Origin of the sequence: Roseibium sp., assembly GCF_965229775.1 — a bacterium.
Classification (GTDB): Bacteria; Pseudomonadota; Alphaproteobacteria; order Rhizobiales; family Stappiaceae; genus Roseibium.
On sequence record NZ_OZ245929.1, the window covers coordinates 4,150,128 to 4,166,408 of the forward strand.

Below are 16,281 nucleotides of genomic sequence, written 5' to 3' on the forward strand. Positions count from 1 at the left end.
CAGAATGTCGTCAATCGATCTAGTCATTCTGTGAGGCTGCGCTTGCACCCATTGGTCTAATCATCGCCTCGATATACTTCTGCTCTCGAGATGAAATTGAGTACTTTTTGTAAAGTTCAGCGTCCGTCCACTGTCTGTCCCATGATTGAATTGGAACCCATCCGTACATTCCTCGGAAGACGTGTTGAGCAGGTTTCCTCAGTGAAACCAGAAATCTCGCAAGGCGGGTCTGCAAGTAGCTTTCAGCGCTTTGCACCTCTGCTTCTGAAGCAAATGGACCTGCGGCGAGATAGGTCTGCGTGCATACTGAACCTGGCTCTGCAACTATCGGAGGTCCAAGCACAACGTCCACTCCGGTTCGCTCTCGTTCGCGACCCGATCCAGCTACAGGCAAGAGGAGTTTCCAAACATCAATGAGATGTTCGTTTTTTCGTATCCCCTCGCGGGCCAGCGCGCCTTTGACCCTTTTTGTGCCCTTGTTTGCATAAATTCGAATTTGACCACCGACAGGATCGCTATCACGAGCGTAAGCCGAGAAGTTGGTTGCCAATCCAAACGGCGTGTCGCCGCTGACAAGCCCATCAAACATCGGTTCTTTAAATTTCAATACTTTACGCAGAATATCTACAGAACGCTTGTCTCGGACAAAAACGTCGAACTCGTCCAGCTGACGTTCATCCGGACCGACTACTTCACCGTTCTTGTGATACTTGCTCTCGCAAGAGCCTGGATTCTCTCGATCCCAAAGGAAGTAACAAATTCCCCCGCCGATCCCAACTGTGGGAAAAGGCTCCTTAGCATTCTCATAGTCGACCAGTTTGCGGACATGATTATCGCCAAGAAACTCTGCCCGAAAGTCTCCCAAACCGCGCCCTCCCGCCATCCATCTAGATGGAATAACCATGCAGAGGTAGCGCGGCTCGAGTGCCTTGGCTTGCCGAACAAAGTGTTGGTAGATAGGAGAGTCGTTGGTCCCTCCGCCTCCTCCGGACATTTGGTACGGAGGGTTTCCAATTACGACGTCGAACTGCATATTGTCTCCAAATATCTCTGCGACTCGAGATTTGACATTTTCCGTGTGAATGAACGCATAAGCATGCGTTTCAAGGGAGTCACCTCGGTCCATCGCTTGTTGGCTTGCTCCGCAAAATACGCATCGGCCTTGAGACCAAGTGTGCTTCGTCCGTTCGAACCAAATGTTACCATCTTGGGAATTGAAGCGCCTCGAAATCGAGTGCTCGCTATTCGCATGCTTGGAGCAGTACACGCTTCGCCTGGCGAGCATACTTGTCAGGTTTGTTATACCAATTCCGAATACTTGCTTGGACAGAATATGGTCTACTCGATCTCGCAGGTCAGGAAATTCATCAACTAAACCCTCAGTAAGGCGGTTCGTAATTTCACGCAAAAAGACACCAGATTTTGCACACGGATCAAGAAACCTAACGGCCTTATTTGACCAGAGATTTGCTCCAGCATGTGCTTCGGCCCAAGCTTTCGCCAACTCGTCCAGCATCTGGTTTGCGAACTCGGGAGGCGTAAAGACTTCGTCGTTCGATAGATTTGCGATGCATGTCAAAACATCCGGGTTTCGTCCACGCAATCCAAAACTGGCTTGGTTACTCATGCACACTCCTTCGGAAGCCTGCTTCCAAGCTCGGCTATTTCTCGAACTTTCATAGGTGGGAATGAAGCAACTGGTGTGAATAACTCATGCTTACCTGGATTTACGTTCAAAAGACTACCTGAATGGAAGTCAGCGGATCTTGTGAGGGATTCCAAGCGAAAATCACGACGCTGGAATTTGCCTCGACCCAAATAACCCCACTCCGAGAAAACAATGTGAGACCCATCGATCGCGCGCATACTAAGCGCGTCACCATGAACGAGATTAAGAGAAAGTACCGCTGAGGCTGCAGAACAAAACTCCTCAGTGCTCTGCACGCCAAGGTACTCCGCAAACAACTCAATGATATTGTTGTGGCACTCTGAAATATTGTCTTCCAACAGTTCGATGCCATAAATTGACATCAAGCCATAAAGGGCAAAGTGCTTTCTATCGAAGTCCGACCTTCCATATTTCATTTCAACTGCAGCGAGCTTTCGGCGCAAAACCTGCACCAGAAAGTTTCCACTTCCGCAAGCGGGCTCCAGGAACCGCGAGTTTATTCGATCAGCTTCGTTTTCAACCAAATTAAGCATTACCTCCACCAGCCAGGGTGGGGTGAACACTTCACCATGGTCAGCAACTCTCTTCTTTGAGCGTATCAAACTCATTTTCTTACAATCTCTATCCGTTCGCCTGATGCATGACTAAGACGATCGGCGACGGCTGATCTCAGCACCGATGACACCAGTTCCTGCAACGACATGTCGTCAGTGGCCGCAATGATCCGAAGATTACGGTGAACTTCCGCGTCGAGGCGGATATGGAGCATCTTCTCCCTGGAAGACATCTATTGCTTCTCCTCACTGGACATCGCTCATGCTCTTTCCATAGCGATGTTACTCTTGTAACATACCTACGAAGCCAGCGCGGGCAAGCCGAAGGTCGGCCAATGCCAGATCCATTTATGATTCGAATTTTTTTCCTGATGGAGACCCAGAAGGCATCAGGTTGATTGACCATTGTCACGCCGGTCGCAGAGCATGCCCATCGCCTCAATTTCAGGACCATCAGAGGTTGTTCAATCGACGTTTGCTTCTCCGACTCGGGCACGGAAAAGCTATCGCCGGTCACAATTACCGTTAGGTAATTGTGAGAAACCCGCTCTTTTTGATCGTTTGGGCGAAGGATCGGTGCAACCATAATTTATAACCAGATATTTACCTATGGTTGCAGACTGTTGCGCAGAGGCAGCGTTTCGTCAATTATTTTTCAGTCTCTGCATGGCAATTTGTTAGAACCACGAGTAGGCAAAAGCAAAGATTACTTCCATTCAGAAAGCACCAGATCAACAAAGGACGATCAGATGCCGATAACAAAAGGGCATGGTAATCCGAATTGGACATTCGAAGAAACGGCGTTAGCTCTAGATCTATTTGATCTGCCCCACCTGAGTGGTCCATTTTGATTGTTAGTGCACGACTGGGCTTTGGTCCATCCGGACGATGGTCTCCGGTGCCGGTGGTCGGTAGCCCAATGCGCTGTGCGGACGCTTAGTATTGTAATGTTTCCTCCATTGTTCAATCAGGATTTGCGCTTCCTTCAGGCTGTAGAAGATTTCTCCGTCCAGCAGTTCGTCACGGAGCCGGGCGTTGAAGCTCTCGCAATATCCGTTTTCCCATGGCGAACCTGGTTCGATATAAGCGGTCTTGGCACCCACAGCGTTGATCCAGTCCCTGACGGCTTGAGCAACGAACTCCGGCCCGTTGTCTGATCTGATGTTGGCTGGAACACCTCGAAGGATGAAGAGATCCGTCAGCACATCAATCACGTCGGTGGAGTTCAGCCTTCGCTTCACCCGGATTGCCAGGCACTCTCGGGAATACTCGTCCAGGATGTTCAGAGTCCGGAAGGCCTTTCCTTCATTGGTTCGGCAATGCACGAAGTCATAACTCCAGACATGATTGGGATACTCTGGTCGCAACCGGACACATGATCCGTCGTTCAGCCAGAGCCGCCCTCTCTTCGGTTGTTTCATAGGAACTTTCAGCCCCTCTCGTCGCCAAAGTCGCTCAACACGCTTGTCATTCACATGCCAACCGGCCTCTCTGAGCAAAGCAGCAATCCGACGGTAGCCGTAACGGCCAACCTCATCCAGATACCGGGTAATGATGTCACCCAAGGTGTACTTTTTGAGATCTGCCTTGGTGCTCTCCAGCTCGCCTCTGTCCGCTTCAAGCTCCTTTTGTCGAGCCCATTCTTTTGCATCTTTGAGGTGGGAAAAGCTCTTTGTCTGCTTTGGGAAACCCTGCCGCCTGACCTGAACGTGATATTTGCCAGAGCGCTTTCTGATCGAAGCCATGATTGAACCTGCTGTGCCAAGAGTGTGCCAAGCAGCTTTGTCAAATCGGAATTCTATGATGCAGGAAGAGTAAAATAGACAATAAGTTCAATTGTCTAGAATGGTCGGGCAGGCCGGATTTGAACCGACGACCCCTTCACCCCCAGTGAAGTGCGCTACCAGGCTGCGCTACTGCCCGAACGGGTTCTACCTATCTTGTTCGCTTTCCAAGCGCAAGCCGCTTGTTGGGGTCAGGACCGGCTTTGTCCACCCATCCGGCTCCCTATCGCAAAACCGGAGCGGGATCGCCGGGTCTCAATCCTGTCGGCCGCAATCAGGCCCCAGGCGAGCCCGTAGAGCATGTACATGTGCCGCCAGCGGTCGGTATCGATGATCACCGACAGGATCAGGTGAGCGAGGAAAACGGCGAAGACGCACTGGGTGAACCCGGTCCAGGGCCGCGACTTGAACAGGAGCGGCACCATGGCTGAAACCGTCCAGAGCGCCAGCACGATATAGGTGACGCCGCCGAGCCAGCCATAGGTCGTGAAGCTCTTCAGGTAGACATTGTGGGTGTCTTCCGGGAAATAGTTCCGGAAACCGAGCGTCCCGAGGCCGAGCGGGTGTTCCATCACCAGCTGAAAACCGAGCGCATAGCGCGCGAACCGGCCAAGCCGGGCGCTGTCGTAGTCCTGGACCAGGCGAGCCCGCTGTTCGAACATCTCCGCAACGGTATCGATGGAGAGCGCGGCTGCCAGAAGCGCGAAGACGGCCAGCACGCCGGTAAATCCCATCATGATCAGGCGCATCCTGCGCCGGTTGCTTTGCTCCGCCACCAGGGCAAGGAAATAGACGACCAGCACGCCGGCGAAGAGCACGCCCCAGGCCCCCCTGGAAAAGCTCAGGAAAATGCCGAGCAGCAGCACCGTCAGCGGGAGCAGCAACAAGACGTTTTTCAGAACCGACTCGCGCAGCAGCTTTTGAATGATCAGCAGCGCCGGCAGGACAAGAAACGGCCCGAAAACATTGGGATCCTTGAAGGTGCCGCGCGCCCGGTCATAAAGCGTGAAATAGTCCGCGCCCGGGAACAGCTGAAAATAGCCGGCGATGCCGACCGAGGACACCAAGACGGCGCTGACCGTGTATCCGTTCTGGATGATGCGGAACCGCTCCGGCTTTTCGGCCAGGATCGCGGCATAGAAGATGGCGGTGATCGCCAGGAATCCGGACACGGCCATGTACATGGACGCGTCGCCGAAGTCGTTCGCGATCGGGACCGAGGCGATGCCGCCGGTGATGTAGAGCATCAGGCAGATGATCAGCGGTCCGAACTCGCGCCGCAGCTTCAGCCCGCAGGCGAGCCAGACCACCGTGAGCAAAGCCATGTAGAGCTCGTAAGGGGCGGGCTCCTCGATCACGAAACCGGACAGGAACGCGGCAAGCCAAAGCGCGCCGTTGCCCAGGCTCCTGACAGGCAGGCCAATCGGCGCGTGCGGTCCGTAAGCGCCAGAATATCCGGCAACGGTGCTCAATAGGCGTTCTCCGTATTGAGCAGCCGGAACGGTGTCAGCAGGAGGATTTTCAGGTCGAACAGGATCGACCAGTTCTCGATATAGTAGACATCGCATTCGACCCGTTTTTCGATCTTTTCCTGCGTGTCGACTTCACCGCGCCACCCGTTGATCTGGGCCCAGCCGGTCACGCCCGGCTTGACCTTGTGTCGGGCGAAGTAGCCGTCGACCACATCGTCCCAGGTGGTGTTGTCGGTATGCGCGTTGACCGCGTGCGGCCGCGGGCCGACAAGCGACAGCGTGCCCGCCAGGACGTTGAAGAGTTGCGGCAACTCGTCGATCGACGTCTTGCGGATGAAACGGCCGACGCGGGTGACGCGCGGGTCGCCTTTGGTCACGACCTGCTTGGCGTCGGGATCCGACATCTCGGTATACATGGACCGGAATTTCAGGACTTCGATGATCTCGTTGTTGAAGCCATAACGTTTCTGACGGAACAGGATCGGCCCCTTGCTGTCGAGGCGAATGGCGATCGCCGCTGCAATCATGAGCGGGAACAGCGCCACGATCGCCGCAGTCGCGAACACGAGATCGAAGATGCGCTTGCCGACCATGTCCCAATTGGCGATCGGTTTCTCGACGACGTCGACAAAGGGAACCGTGCCGATGAAGGATGTGCCCCGGTTGCGGAATCGGACCTTGTCCGTGTGTGCGGACAGACGGATGTCGACCGGCAGGATCCAGAGCTTCTTCAGAAGCTGCAGAACCCGCTTTTCAGCGCGCAGGGGAATGCAGACGATCAGCATGTCGATCCGGGCAAGGCGCGCGAACTCCACGAGGGCGCTGATGTTTCCAAGCTTCGGATACCCGGCCACGACCGGAGGGGACCTGTCGTTGGCGCGGTCGTCGAAAATGCCGCAGATACGGATGTCGTTGTCGGGCTGGGCCTCGATCTCGTGGATCAGTTCCGCCGCCGCCGTTCCGCCGCCGACGATGATCGCGCGCCGTTCGAGCCGGCCGCGGGTCATCCAGTGGCGCACAAGCGAATAGACGACAAGGCGCGACAGGCAGAGCCCCGTCAATCCGAGCGCGAACCATGCGCCGATCCAGGGGTCGGGCAATCCTGTGCCGATCCCCGTGGTCGAGCGCAAAAGGGCAAACATCGCAAAGACAAGCGTCCACCCGGCCGCAACGCGCCCGAGCTGCGACAATCCCTGGCGCATCACCGAAACCTGGTAGACGTCGGCTGCCTGGAAGAAGGCGAGGGTGAACAGAACGGCTGCCAGGGTCGCAAAGACGGCGGACCAGCCGGCGGCGAGGTCGCCGCCGCCAGCGAAAACGGCGGCGCCGGCGCTGAGCATGATCAGAACCACGTCGGTCAACCTGACGAGCCCGGTCAGGACGGGAACGGAGATCCCCTTGCCGCCGAGACTTTGGGCAAGCTGCAGCGCGGCAACGGAAAGCCCGTTTTCGGCCGTGGGCAACGCATGAAAGTTCTGCGGGCCGATCGCGTCATCGACGCTGTGCCGGAACTGCCTTTCCAGGTTCTGCCGCAGATCTATGCCGGCATTGCCTTCCGGCTCCCGGTGGACGGTCTGAGAAGGTTTGAGGGCTGGATTGCTCATTATCGGTTGCTCGATCTGGCATAGACGGATTGAGGCCTGGCGCGTGCGCTGACGGTCTCTTTCGCACCTGAAACGGAAACCTCCTGGGGCTTGAGGCCCTTGATTTCCTGGTAAAGTGTGGTGATCCGGTCGCTCATGAGCTCGACGGAAAATGTCTCGGCGAGGCAGCTGCGCAGTTCCTTCGCGTCGGCGGCCATACGCTCCGGTTCCGACAAGGCATTTTCCATCGCGACCGTGAGCTTCCCGATATGACCCGGTTCGATCAGGCGGTCAGCATATTTTCCGAAAACCTCCGGAATGCCGCCGACACGCGTTGCGATCAGGGGCCGCTGCGCGGCAACCGTTTCCAGGATGATGTACGGCATGGCCTCCGCGCGCGAGGGCACCACGACGGTGTTCGCCAGCTTGAAGGCGTCGGGCGCGGCAAGAGCGCCATGGAACGTGATGGACTTTTCCAGCCCGAGAGAGGAGACCAGCTTGCGGTAACGCTCTTCGTCAGGTCCCTCGCCAACGATATGGGCGCTGGGCGCAGTGCCGGTCTTCAGGCGGATGTTGTAAAGCGCTTCGATGAAGAGATCCGGTCCCTTCAGATCCCGCAGCATGCCGATATAGAGGAAGTCACCCGCATCCGCGCTGGCTGGGATGGGCGTGAACTCGGCAGGTGTCAGGCCGTTATAGACCATGCGCGTCTTTGCTTTCGGCAGGCCGACCTTGCTTTCATACGCCGCCGCCTCGTAATCGGAGACGAAGACGATGCCGTCGGTCAGACGCCCGAGCAGGTATTCGAGCGTATGATAGACGCGGCCCTCGAACCGGTTCGGATCGTAGTGAAGGCTGCCGCCGTGCGGACAATAGACGCGCGCGACCTTGTTGCCGCGCACGCGCAGCACCGTCCCGATCAGCCGGGCATAGGCTCCGCCCTTCGCGCCGTGCCCGTGCAGGACGTCGGGACGAAGGTCGCGCACGTGCCGGTAAAGGGTCAGTGCCGCGGACATGTCCTGAAAGGTGAGTTGCCGTTGCATCGGAAAGCGTGCCAGACCGAGAGAGAGCCTTGGCCTGATCTCGTCCATCAGCCTGTTGTCGAATTCGCTGCCCGTACTGCTGTCACAAATTACGCCGACATCGTGCCCGGCTTCCGACTGAGCGGTCGCCAGATCGCGTATATGACGGAAAATCCCGCCAATAGGCGAACGGACACAATGCACGATCCGCATTGGGGTCGTTGTCATGGTGCAGTTTCCCTGTTCTTACCCCCGGGTTTCTTTTTGAACCCGTGAGGTATTGAGGCTGCACCGTATCAAACGGAGATGAGTCCACCGTTAATGGGGGGCGTTTTAGAAATAGCGTTCCCGAACGTAAATGGTGTCTCCCGGGCGGATCGGGTCCGAAATGGGAACACGGCCGTTTAGAACTTCACCATTAATCTGCCGGGTGATGTCGACGTTGGTCTGCTGTGCTCTGGAGCTGAAACCGCCGGCGGTGGCGATGGCATTCTGCACTGTCATGCCCGCCACATAGTTGTACTGGCCTGCATTTTGCACTTCGCCCATGATGAAGACCGGGCGATAGGTATCAACTTCCACGGAAACATCCGGATTGCGGATATATCCCTGCCGCAATTTGGCGGCAATCTCGGCGGCAAGTCCCTGCTGGGTTTTGCCCCTTGCAGCAACACTGCCGATAAGTGGGAAGGAAATATAACCAGCCTGATCAATGACATAAGTGTTGGAGAGGTCGTCCTGGCCAAACACGATGATGCGCAGCCTGTCGCTGGAGTCCAGGCGATAGGGCTGTGTCAGCGTTTCATGAAACGCCGTTGGCGGCTGTCTGTATCCACTGCACGCGGCAAGGCCCAGGCACAAGGCCAGAACAACAAGCGCTCTCGTACGCATCAGCGACTCTCCTACAATTCCAGGACAGCATCGCGTGTTATGGTTAATTGAGCGTGAAGAGCGTTTTTGCGCAGGCCTGTCAAAACAACCGAGGCCGATGCAAAGATTAACGCCGGCGAACATGCAATTGCAGAAAGCTTAACCGATCGCTTACCCTAATTCGCGATAGTTTGCCGGAATGTGGAGACAGAACCCAATGAATGCTGATCGGCAGACCCACCCTGAAGACGACATGGCGCTTGATCTGGGCGGATTGTTGCGCGCGATCGGCCGTGCCTTGGGCTGGCTCCTGCCATTGACGCTTCTCGTGGCGGCTGCCGTTTTCGTCGGATTGCAGTTCGTCGCACCCAAATACAAGAGCGAAGCCAGGGTTCTGATCGAGAGCACCGACAGCAAGTTTCCCGGGGCGTCGCGCGGTATTGAAGAGGAGAGGGCGCTCCTGGACGCCGAAGGGGTTGCCAGCCAGGTGCAGTTGCTCATGTCCGCGGACCTCGCACGCAGGGTGGCCTCAAAGCTGAACCTGGCGGCGATCCCCGAATTCGATGCCAGGGGCGACGGGTCTCTCATCGGTGATCTCCTGACCGCGATCGGCCTGAAAAGCGACTCGGCGGGCAACAGCGCGGAGGAGAGGGTTCTCAAGCACTTTTACGAGAATCTCGATATCTACCAGCTCGAGGGCTCCAGGGTCATCGCGGTCGACTATTCCGCTGAAAACCCCGTTCTCGCCGCGAAGGTCGCCAACACCATCCTGGACGAATATCTCTCGCTGCAATCAAGCGCCAAGAGAGAAACCACGGAACTGGCCTCCGCCGCGCTTGAGCCGCAGATCGTCGAGCTGCGCAAGGAGGTTCAGGCAGCGAGGCAGGCCGTCGCCGATTTCAGGGCGCGGGCGGATCTTCTGATCGGTGCCGACAACATTCCGCTCAACCAGCAGCAGCTGGCCGAAACCAGCAGCGACTATTCCGCGGCGCAGGCCTCCAAGGCCGAGGCGCAGGCAAAAGCGGATCTGCTCAGGGAATTGCTCAATTCCGGCGGATCGCTCGAAACGGCGAGCGATGTGCTCAATTCGACCCTGATCCAGAGGCTGCGGGAGCGGCAGGTCGAGATCCAGTCGAACATTGCCGAATTGTCGATCACGCTGTTGCCGAACCATCCCCAGCTCCGTTCGCTGGAGTCTCAGCTTGCCGACTATGACCGGCAGATCCGTTCGGAAGCGGGCAAGATTCTCCAGGGACTGGAAAACGATGCGAAAGTGGCCAATCAGCAGGCGCTTGCGCTGGAAGCACGGCTTGAGGACCTGAAAACGGCGGCCGCCCGGACCAATGCCGACCAGGCGCGCCTCAGCGAACTGGAACGGGAAGCGAACGCCAAGGCCGCGCAGCTCGATCAGCTCATGCTCAGCTTTCAGGAAGCTGATTCCCGGCTTCGTGCACAGGTGCTGCCGGCAGACGCACGCATCATTTCGCGCGCCAGCGTCCCGGTGGAGCCTTATGCGCCGAAGATCATTCCGAGCACGATCATCGCCGCTCTTGTGACCTTCATACTCGGCTGTGCCCTCGTGCTGATGCGCGCCTTTCTCTCAGGCGATGCCCTCTACCGCGTGAATGCCTCTGGCGCTTCGTCATCTGCGCAAATGCACGCGCGGCCGGACCGGCGTACGCCCGCCATGGAGCCTTCGAGCGGCGGGCAGTTCATGAGCGCCAACCTGTCTGCGCGCGATCCTCTGGGATGGTCACCGGGATATGGCGTGTCTTCGGCAAGTTACGACCTTTCACCTGACTTGAAGCGCGGGCAGCCGCGCGAACAGGCACCCGATGCCGAACGCGTCGTTGATCTTGCGGGCATTCCTTCATCGCCGCGCCGGACGCGCACGCGCCACCGGGGCGAACCCGTCGATGCCAGGAGTGATTACGATCAGGATGTGTCGCCCGACTGGCTGGACAATCTGCGCGGCAATGATGAACCGGCGCCTGCAAAGGACGAGCCGAGGCCGCCGCTGGACAAGGAAACCGCCTTAGAGCCGCTGGCGGACAAGACACCTGGCATTCCCTGGAAGACACAGCCCAAGGCATCCTTTTCCAAGGATATCGATGTGACGGGGCGGATCGTTGTCCTGAGCGTCGACGACGAAAACCTGTCGCACGAGTTGGCTTTCGATCTTGTGCGCAAGGCAGCCGGAAACGGGGCGTCTGCCCTGGTTGTCGAAGTCTTCCCCGACCAGGCCGACAACCGGGCCGCGGAAGGGTTTTCGGACGTCGTGTCCGGCCGCATGCCGTTTGCCAAGGTGGTTTACCGGGACGCGGTGTCGAAGGCCCACATCATCGAATCCGGCCGCTTCGCCATCACCGACGACATGGTCAGGTCGGATCGCTTCAGGCTCGCCCTTGATGCGATCAAGTCCACCTATGAGGTGGTCGTCGTCGATCTGGGTGCAATTGACGGATCGCTCGCAAGTGCACGCATGCTGAGCTTTGCCGACCGCGTGTTCATCGCCGCGAGCGCACCGGATCACGGGCACGAGCTGCAAAGCGCCGCCAACCTGCTGGCACACAACACCGGAGCCAGGGTGGAAGTCCTGATCGCCGGGGACTTGACCCCGGATCCCCGCCGAAACGGAGACGGACACGCAGCGTGAGGCACCGGCTGCCAGATGCCCGTGCCGAAACGTTCCCGTGCGCGGGCAACATGCTTGACGCGCATCGGCGACCGGTATGAAACGGGCCTAGAGTAAAAGCTGAGCAGGGTGGGAGTTTTCGGACTACGATCCGCTGCCGGCAGACTTCCAGCGGCGCATCTGCCGCACCAGCGGCCAAAGCACATCTGAATTCCGCACCGCGGATTTTGCCTGCAACCGAAGCGCTTCCAGGTTCTTCTTGATGTTGCCTTTCAGCGAAACGGCCATGCGGCTATCCCTGAGAGGTACGGGTTCAGCCCAGGACGTCTTGTACCGCTCTTCGCCCAGCCCGAGATCGAGTTCCGTCGTCTGCGGATCAGAACAGGCGCGTTCGACGATTTCCTTGATCAGGACCAGGCCGGGGCTGTTCGGCAACAACGCGTCATGTGCGACGCTGTTGCTGTAGGCATGGATCGTGCCGCCGCCCTGCGCACACAGGTAGGTTGACCGGATCTTGCCGTCCGCCTCGAGAAACCAGAGGTCCAGATCCCGGTGGGCGGTTTCCGTGCCGGCAAGCCCGAGAATCCTTTCCAGGAATTGCCGCGCGGATGCGGTTGCGAAAACATTTGGAATGCCGGCCTCTTGCGCGCGTTTTGACCTTTGTTCGAGAAAAGCTTCGAACCCGTTGCGCAGATCCGTTTCGGTTTCGGCCCTGATCACGCGGTATCCGTCGACCGACTGCAGGTGCCTTTGTTTGCGCAAGAGGTTCTTTCGCGAAGATTTGCTGTGCGTCTCACGGAAAAGCGTCTCGAAGTCATCGGCGAGCCGGCGGGTGAAGATCGGGCTCGGACTGGGTGTCGCTCCGTCGAGGACAAGCGGATGGCGCCGGCCGTTCCAGGTCTCCGGGACGTTTTGCAGGAGCAGCAGATCGGCCTCGGCATCTCTGCACACACTGGTCAGAACCTCCGAGATCTGCCTTTCTGTCACGCTCCGGTAAAACTCCCGATCCCAGATCGCGGTGTTCTGGTTTCCGTTCTGATAGCCAAGGAATGACAGCGTTCTGGTGCCTGCGGAATTCTGTAGCCCAAGCGGAAGTAGAAGAACCGGCTTGTCGTCAAGTTGCACGGTCACGATCACGGGCGTGACATCGAGGTCCCGGCCGATCGTTTCGCTCCAGGCTGCAAGCCAGCCGGGGGACTGATAGGGATTGCCGAAACCGCCAGCCATCATCTGTTTCCAGCCGGACGCTGCCGCCTGAATGTCTTCTGACAAGACGGTCTGCAGGGCTTGCGATTTCTGCACGAAGCCGCCTTCATCTCCTGAGTTCAAGCTGGTCGCATTTGCCGCTGACATAGGGGTAATCCATTTTAAACGATCATTGACGAAAACTTTGGGTTGTGCTGGCCGGGCAATCTCGAGCCCGGTAGACTTAGCAACAATTGTTAAAGAATACGTGCCTTAATGGCGCTTAATTCATAAACGGGCATCGGCGCCATATGGGCATTCGTCAAAAAGCAGTTTCGCGCGCATTCCGGGTTCTGAAGGGATCCGGTCTTGGACGCGCGATGGCTCCGCTGACACAGGGATGTGGTGCCGTTTTCATGATGCATCATGTCCGACCAGCCCGTGACGATGCCTTTCAGCCCAATGCCCATCTTGAAATCACGCCGGAGTTTCTCCGCCTTGCGGTCGAACGCATTCGCGCGAACGGCTATGAAATCATATCGCTGGACGAGGCGGTCGATCTCCTGAAATCGGGCTACGGCCACCATCGCTATGCCGTGCTGACCTTCGACGACGGTTACCGCGACAATCTCGAAGTCGCCTATCCGGTGCTGAAGGACCTGCAGGCGCCGTTCACGGTTTTCGTCGCCACCGGCCTCGTCGAGCGCACCAGCGAACTCTGGTGGCTGGCACTGGAACGGATCATTGCGGCAAACGAGACGGTCGAATTTACGCGGGCAGGCGAGGAAAACGGCCTGCCATGCGGGACGGCGGCTGAAAAGAACAGCTGCTTCGAGCGCATCGTCGACTACCTGACGCTTGAAATCGGCGAGCTCGACCAGCGCAAGATCATTCGCGCGCTTGCCGGGAAGTATGACCTCGATCTTGCCGGTCTCGCGGACGAGCAGATGATGACCTGGGACGAAGTGCGCGAGCTGGCAAGTGACGAACTCGTCACCATCGGGGCGCACACGCATGATCACTTCGCGCTGGCGCGGCTGGACAGTTCATCGGCCCGCGCCGATGTCACCAAGGGCCTGAAGATCCTCGAGAGGGAGCTCGGCAGGCGGCCGAAGCACTTTGCCTACCCTTATGGAAAATCGCATGCGGTCAGCCTGCGCGATGCCGAAATTCTCCGCGACATCGGCTTTTCGTCTTCGGTGACGACACTGCCCGGTGTTCTGCAGTCGGTGAACGCGCGCGATCCGATGATGTTGCCGAGGGTCTCGTTGAACGGTCGCTTCCAGGAGCCGGCCATCGTCGATCAGTATCTGACGGGCGCACCTTTCGCGCTCTATCGCGCCGCCCGTTGGGCGGCCTCGGGTTTCGGGGTCAGGTCCGGTTTTTCCCGCTTCTTTCCATCCACCAGATGATGGCGCCTGCCGGTATCACCCACAACAGGCCGGCAATCGCGAAATAGATAAAGCGGACAAGGTTTGAGGCCTGCTGCAGGGTCATGTCCCCGATCACCATCGCCGTGAACGCGTAGATGATCACGAAGGTGACCAGAAGCACCATGCCTACAAATTTGCGAAACGAGGGAACCATCGTCGGGTGTGTCCGTTTTAGCGATTGACTGATGCGGATTTCGAGACTGATTGACGCAAAATGTCTCAGTCCGCTTGCCGTGTTGTCATTGCACCTATATCTCCGCACACCAAAGGTCAAATCGGCGATGGAATAACCGGGACGGGTTTATGAACGTGATTGCAAACGGCGAGGGCGCTGCCAGCGCCCAGATTGCGCCTGCAAAGCTGGAACGGATCAGACGCAGCCGGGCCATGATCCGCTGGTGGCTCTATGGTGTGTGCCTTCTGATCCTGGCAATGGTTGTGGTCGGCGGCGCGACCCGATTGACCGAATCCGGACTTTCCATCACCGAGTGGAAGCCGATACACGGCGTCATCCCGCCACTCAGCGAAGCGGAATGGGAAGAAGAGCTGGAGAAGTACCGCCAGATTCCCGAGTACCAGCTCATCAACAAGGGCATGAGCCTGGAAGAGTTCAAGTTCATCTTCTGGTGGGAGTGGGGCCACAGGATGCTTGGCCGCGTGATAGGCGTCGCCTTTTTTGTCCCCATGGTGGCGTTCTGGGTTGCCGGCCGTGTCGAACCCTGGCTCAAACCGCGCCTGCTGCTCGGGCTCGCCCTTGGCGGGCTGCAGGGCTTTGTCGGCTGGTGGATGGTCGCATCGGGTCTGGTCGATCGTGTCGATGTCAGCCAGTACCGGCTTGCAACCCACCTGACGCTTGCGCTGATCATTTTTGCCTATCTGTTCTGGATCGCGCGGCGGCTCACTCCGCTGGAAGACCCGTTGCCAGAGGAAAGGGACAGGCTGACCGGATTGAGCACGGTCGTGCTCGCGGTGGTGTTTGTGCAGATGTTCCTGGGCGGCCTCGTCGCGGGCCTGAACGCGGGCATGACCTTCAACACCTGGCCGTTGATGGACGGTCAGTTCATCCCCGATGGCCTGCTGCTGCTCCAGCCGGTGTGGCTGAACTTTTTCGAAAACGTGCTGACCGTGCAGTTCCAGCACAGGATGACGGCCTACCTGCTGATTGTGTTGGCGCTGATCCTGATGTGGTCGACGTTCCGGGTGAGTGGCCGCAGCTCCCTGAGGCGTTCCGGCGCGCATCTCGGCGGTTTCGTTCTGCTTCAGGCGGTCTTCGGTATCCTGACGCTGATCTGGCAGGTGCCGCTGTCGATGGCACTTGTCCACCAGGGCTTCGCGGTCTTCGTCCTCGCCGCGTCTGTGGATCACCTTGCCGCACTCAAGGGCGCTTATCCGGTCAGGGCGTAGCGGTCCAAACGCGCATCTTGCCGCACCAATCATCGTCATTGCAGGACTTGATCCTGCAATCCATGCCGTGACCTCTCCACCGCCTCAGGATTTTGAAAGGAAACGGCATGGATGCCATCGTCGAGCCATGGCATGACGGGGTGGGAATGGAGTGCTGAATTTGTGTCGTTGAGCAAGAAGACGAGTTCCTTCCGTCGCCAAGTCTGGATTCGAAACTGTTTCCCGGATTTGTCATCCCGGTTTGCTGCGCAAGCGGCAAGACCGGGACCCAGTACTCCCTGTGGCCGGAAGTTGAAGAAAAACAGAGAAACAGGTGGCTACTGGGTTCCGGCCTTCCGCTGCGCTTCAGCCGGAATGACAAGACTTTGGGCTTTTGATGGCCTCCACAACCATCGTCATTGCAGGGCTTGACCCTGCAATCCAAGCCGTGACCTCTCCGCCGCCTCAAGCTTCGGAAACGAAACGGCATGGATGCCATGGTCGAGCCATGGCATGACCGGGTTGGAAAGGACTGTCTAACTTATGGCTCTGAGAAAGAAGACGAGTTCTTCCGTCGCTAAGCCTGGATGTGAAATTTCTTTCCCCGCTGTGTCATCCCGGTTTGCCGCGTGCGCGGCAAGACCGGGACCCAGTACTCCCTGTGGCCGGAAGTAATTAGTAGAAGGAGAAA

At 57.8% G+C, this 16,281-nt stretch carries 11 protein-coding genes, 1 tRNA gene and 1 pseudogene; 3 read left to right on the forward strand and 10 right to left on the reverse strand.

Going from position 1 to position 16,281, the window contains the following annotated elements; all coding sequences use genetic code 11:
- Positions 1–19: 19 nt before the first annotated feature.
- The 8 genes and pseudogenes from ACO07N_RS18725 to ACO07N_RS18760 all read right to left on the reverse strand — a co-directional run bounded on the left by ACO07N_RS18725 (position 20) and on the right by ACO07N_RS18760 (position 8,975).
- Complete coding sequence (locus ACO07N_RS18725) at positions 20–1,627, reverse strand: Eco57I restriction-modification methylase domain-containing protein (protein WP_421982476.1); 1,608 nt, start codon at positions 1,625–1,627, stop codon at positions 20–22.
- Entirely contained in the window at positions 1,624–2,277 is a 654-nt protein-coding gene (locus tag ACO07N_RS18730; protein ID WP_421982477.1) for an N-6 DNA methylase, read from the reverse strand. The genes ACO07N_RS18725 and ACO07N_RS18730 overlap by 4 nt, the downstream gene beginning before the upstream one ends.
- 800 nt (positions 2,278–3,077) lie before the next feature.
- A pseudogene (locus ACO07N_RS18735) lies at positions 3,078–3,809 on the reverse strand (IS3 family transposase); the annotation flags it as partial.
- A gap of 260 nt (positions 3,810–4,069) precedes the next feature.
- Positions 4,070–4,146, reverse strand: a tRNA-Pro gene (locus ACO07N_RS18740).
- Positions 4,147–4,198: 52 nt separating this feature from the next.
- Complete coding sequence (locus tag ACO07N_RS18745) at positions 4,199–5,479, reverse strand: O-antigen ligase family protein (protein WP_421982478.1); 1,281 nt, start codon at positions 5,477–5,479, stop codon at positions 4,199–4,201.
- A complete protein-coding gene (locus tag ACO07N_RS18750; protein ID WP_421982479.1) occupies positions 5,476–7,083 on the reverse strand; it encodes an undecaprenyl-phosphate glucose phosphotransferase in 1,608 nt (535 codons plus the stop codon). The genes ACO07N_RS18745 and ACO07N_RS18750 overlap by 4 nt, the downstream gene beginning before the upstream one ends.
- Positions 7,083–8,312: a glycosyltransferase gene (locus ACO07N_RS18755; RefSeq protein WP_421982480.1), complete on the reverse strand. Its 1,230-nt coding sequence runs from the start codon at positions 8,310–8,312 to the stop codon at positions 7,083–7,085. Before ACO07N_RS18755 ends, ACO07N_RS18750 begins: the two co-directional genes overlap by 1 nt.
- A 105-nt stretch (positions 8,313–8,417) precedes the next feature.
- Entirely contained in the window at positions 8,418–8,975 is a 558-nt protein-coding gene (locus ACO07N_RS18760) for a polysaccharide biosynthesis/export family protein (RefSeq protein WP_421982481.1), read from the reverse strand.
- Between the two features lie 196 nt (positions 8,976–9,171).
- Here ACO07N_RS18760 and ACO07N_RS18765 point away from each other — a divergent pair, with 196 nt between their 5' ends.
- On the forward strand, positions 9,172–11,610 hold the full coding sequence (locus ACO07N_RS18765) for an exopolysaccharide transport family protein (protein ID WP_421982482.1): 2,439 nt from the start codon (positions 9,172–9,174) through the stop codon (positions 11,608–11,610).
- 123 nt (positions 11,611–11,733) lie between these two features.
- On the opposite strand, the gene ACO07N_RS18770 is transcribed toward ACO07N_RS18765, so the two are convergent.
- The gene (locus tag ACO07N_RS18770) at positions 11,734–12,942 is read right to left on the reverse strand and encodes a GNAT family N-acetyltransferase (protein ID WP_421982483.1); all 1,209 of its coding nucleotides are present in this window, start codon (positions 12,940–12,942) and stop codon (positions 11,734–11,736) included.
- A 212-nt stretch (positions 12,943–13,154) separates the two neighbouring features.
- Here ACO07N_RS18770 and ACO07N_RS18775 point away from each other — a divergent pair, with 212 nt between their 5' ends.
- A complete protein-coding gene (locus ACO07N_RS18775) occupies positions 13,155–14,186 on the forward strand; it encodes a polysaccharide deacetylase family protein (protein WP_421982484.1) in 1,032 nt (343 codons plus the stop codon).
- On the opposite strand, the gene ACO07N_RS18780 is transcribed toward ACO07N_RS18775, so the two are convergent.
- Entirely contained in the window at positions 14,146–14,361 is a 216-nt protein-coding gene (locus tag ACO07N_RS18780) for a DUF2842 domain-containing protein (protein ID WP_421982485.1), read from the reverse strand. The genes ACO07N_RS18775 and ACO07N_RS18780 overlap by 41 nt on opposite strands.
- Before the next feature lie 149 nt (positions 14,362–14,510).
- Here ACO07N_RS18780 and ACO07N_RS18785 point away from each other — a divergent pair, with 149 nt between their 5' ends.
- Positions 14,511–15,611 (forward strand): COX15/CtaA family protein, encoded by a 1,101-nt coding sequence (locus tag ACO07N_RS18785; protein ID WP_421982486.1) that lies wholly within the window; start codon positions 14,511–14,513, stop codon positions 15,609–15,611.
- Positions 15,612–16,281 lie beyond the last annotated feature (670 nt).

What these genes read in the sequence shown, in the direction of transcription:
- ACO07N_RS18725 (WP_421982476.1), bottom strand. Translation starts at nt 1,627, where the DNA reads ATGAGTAACCAAGCCAGTTTTGGATTGCGTGGACGAAACCCGGATGTT.
- ACO07N_RS18730 (WP_421982477.1), bottom strand. Translation starts at nt 2,277, where the DNA reads ATGAGTTTGATACGCTCAAAGAAGAGAGTTGCTGACCATGGTGAAGTG.
- ACO07N_RS18750 (WP_421982479.1), bottom strand. Translation starts at nt 7,083, where the DNA reads ATGAGCAATCCAGCCCTCAAACCTTCTCAGACCGTCCACCGGGAGCCG.
- ACO07N_RS18755 (WP_421982480.1), bottom strand. Translation starts at nt 8,312, where the DNA reads ATGACAACGACCCCAATGCGGATCGTGCATTGTGTCCGTTCGCCTATT.
- ACO07N_RS18760 (WP_421982481.1), bottom strand. Translation starts at nt 8,975, where the DNA reads ATGCGTACGAGAGCGCTTGTTGTTCTGGCCTTGTGCCTGGGCCTTGCC.
- ACO07N_RS18765 (WP_421982482.1), top strand. Translation starts at nt 9,172, where the DNA reads ATGAATGCTGATCGGCAGACCCACCCTGAAGACGACATGGCGCTTGAT.
- ACO07N_RS18770 (WP_421982483.1), bottom strand. Translation starts at nt 12,942, where the DNA reads ATGTCAGCGGCAAATGCGACCAGCTTGAACTCAGGAGATGAAGGCGGC.
- ACO07N_RS18775 (WP_421982484.1), top strand. Translation starts at nt 13,155, where the DNA reads ATGGCTCCGCTGACACAGGGATGTGGTGCCGTTTTCATGATGCATCAT.
- ACO07N_RS18780 (WP_421982485.1), bottom strand. Translation starts at nt 14,361, where the DNA reads ATGGTTCCCTCGTTTCGCAAATTTGTAGGCATGGTGCTTCTGGTCACC.
- ACO07N_RS18785 (WP_421982486.1), top strand. Translation starts at nt 14,511, where the DNA reads ATGAACGTGATTGCAAACGGCGAGGGCGCTGCCAGCGCCCAGATTGCG.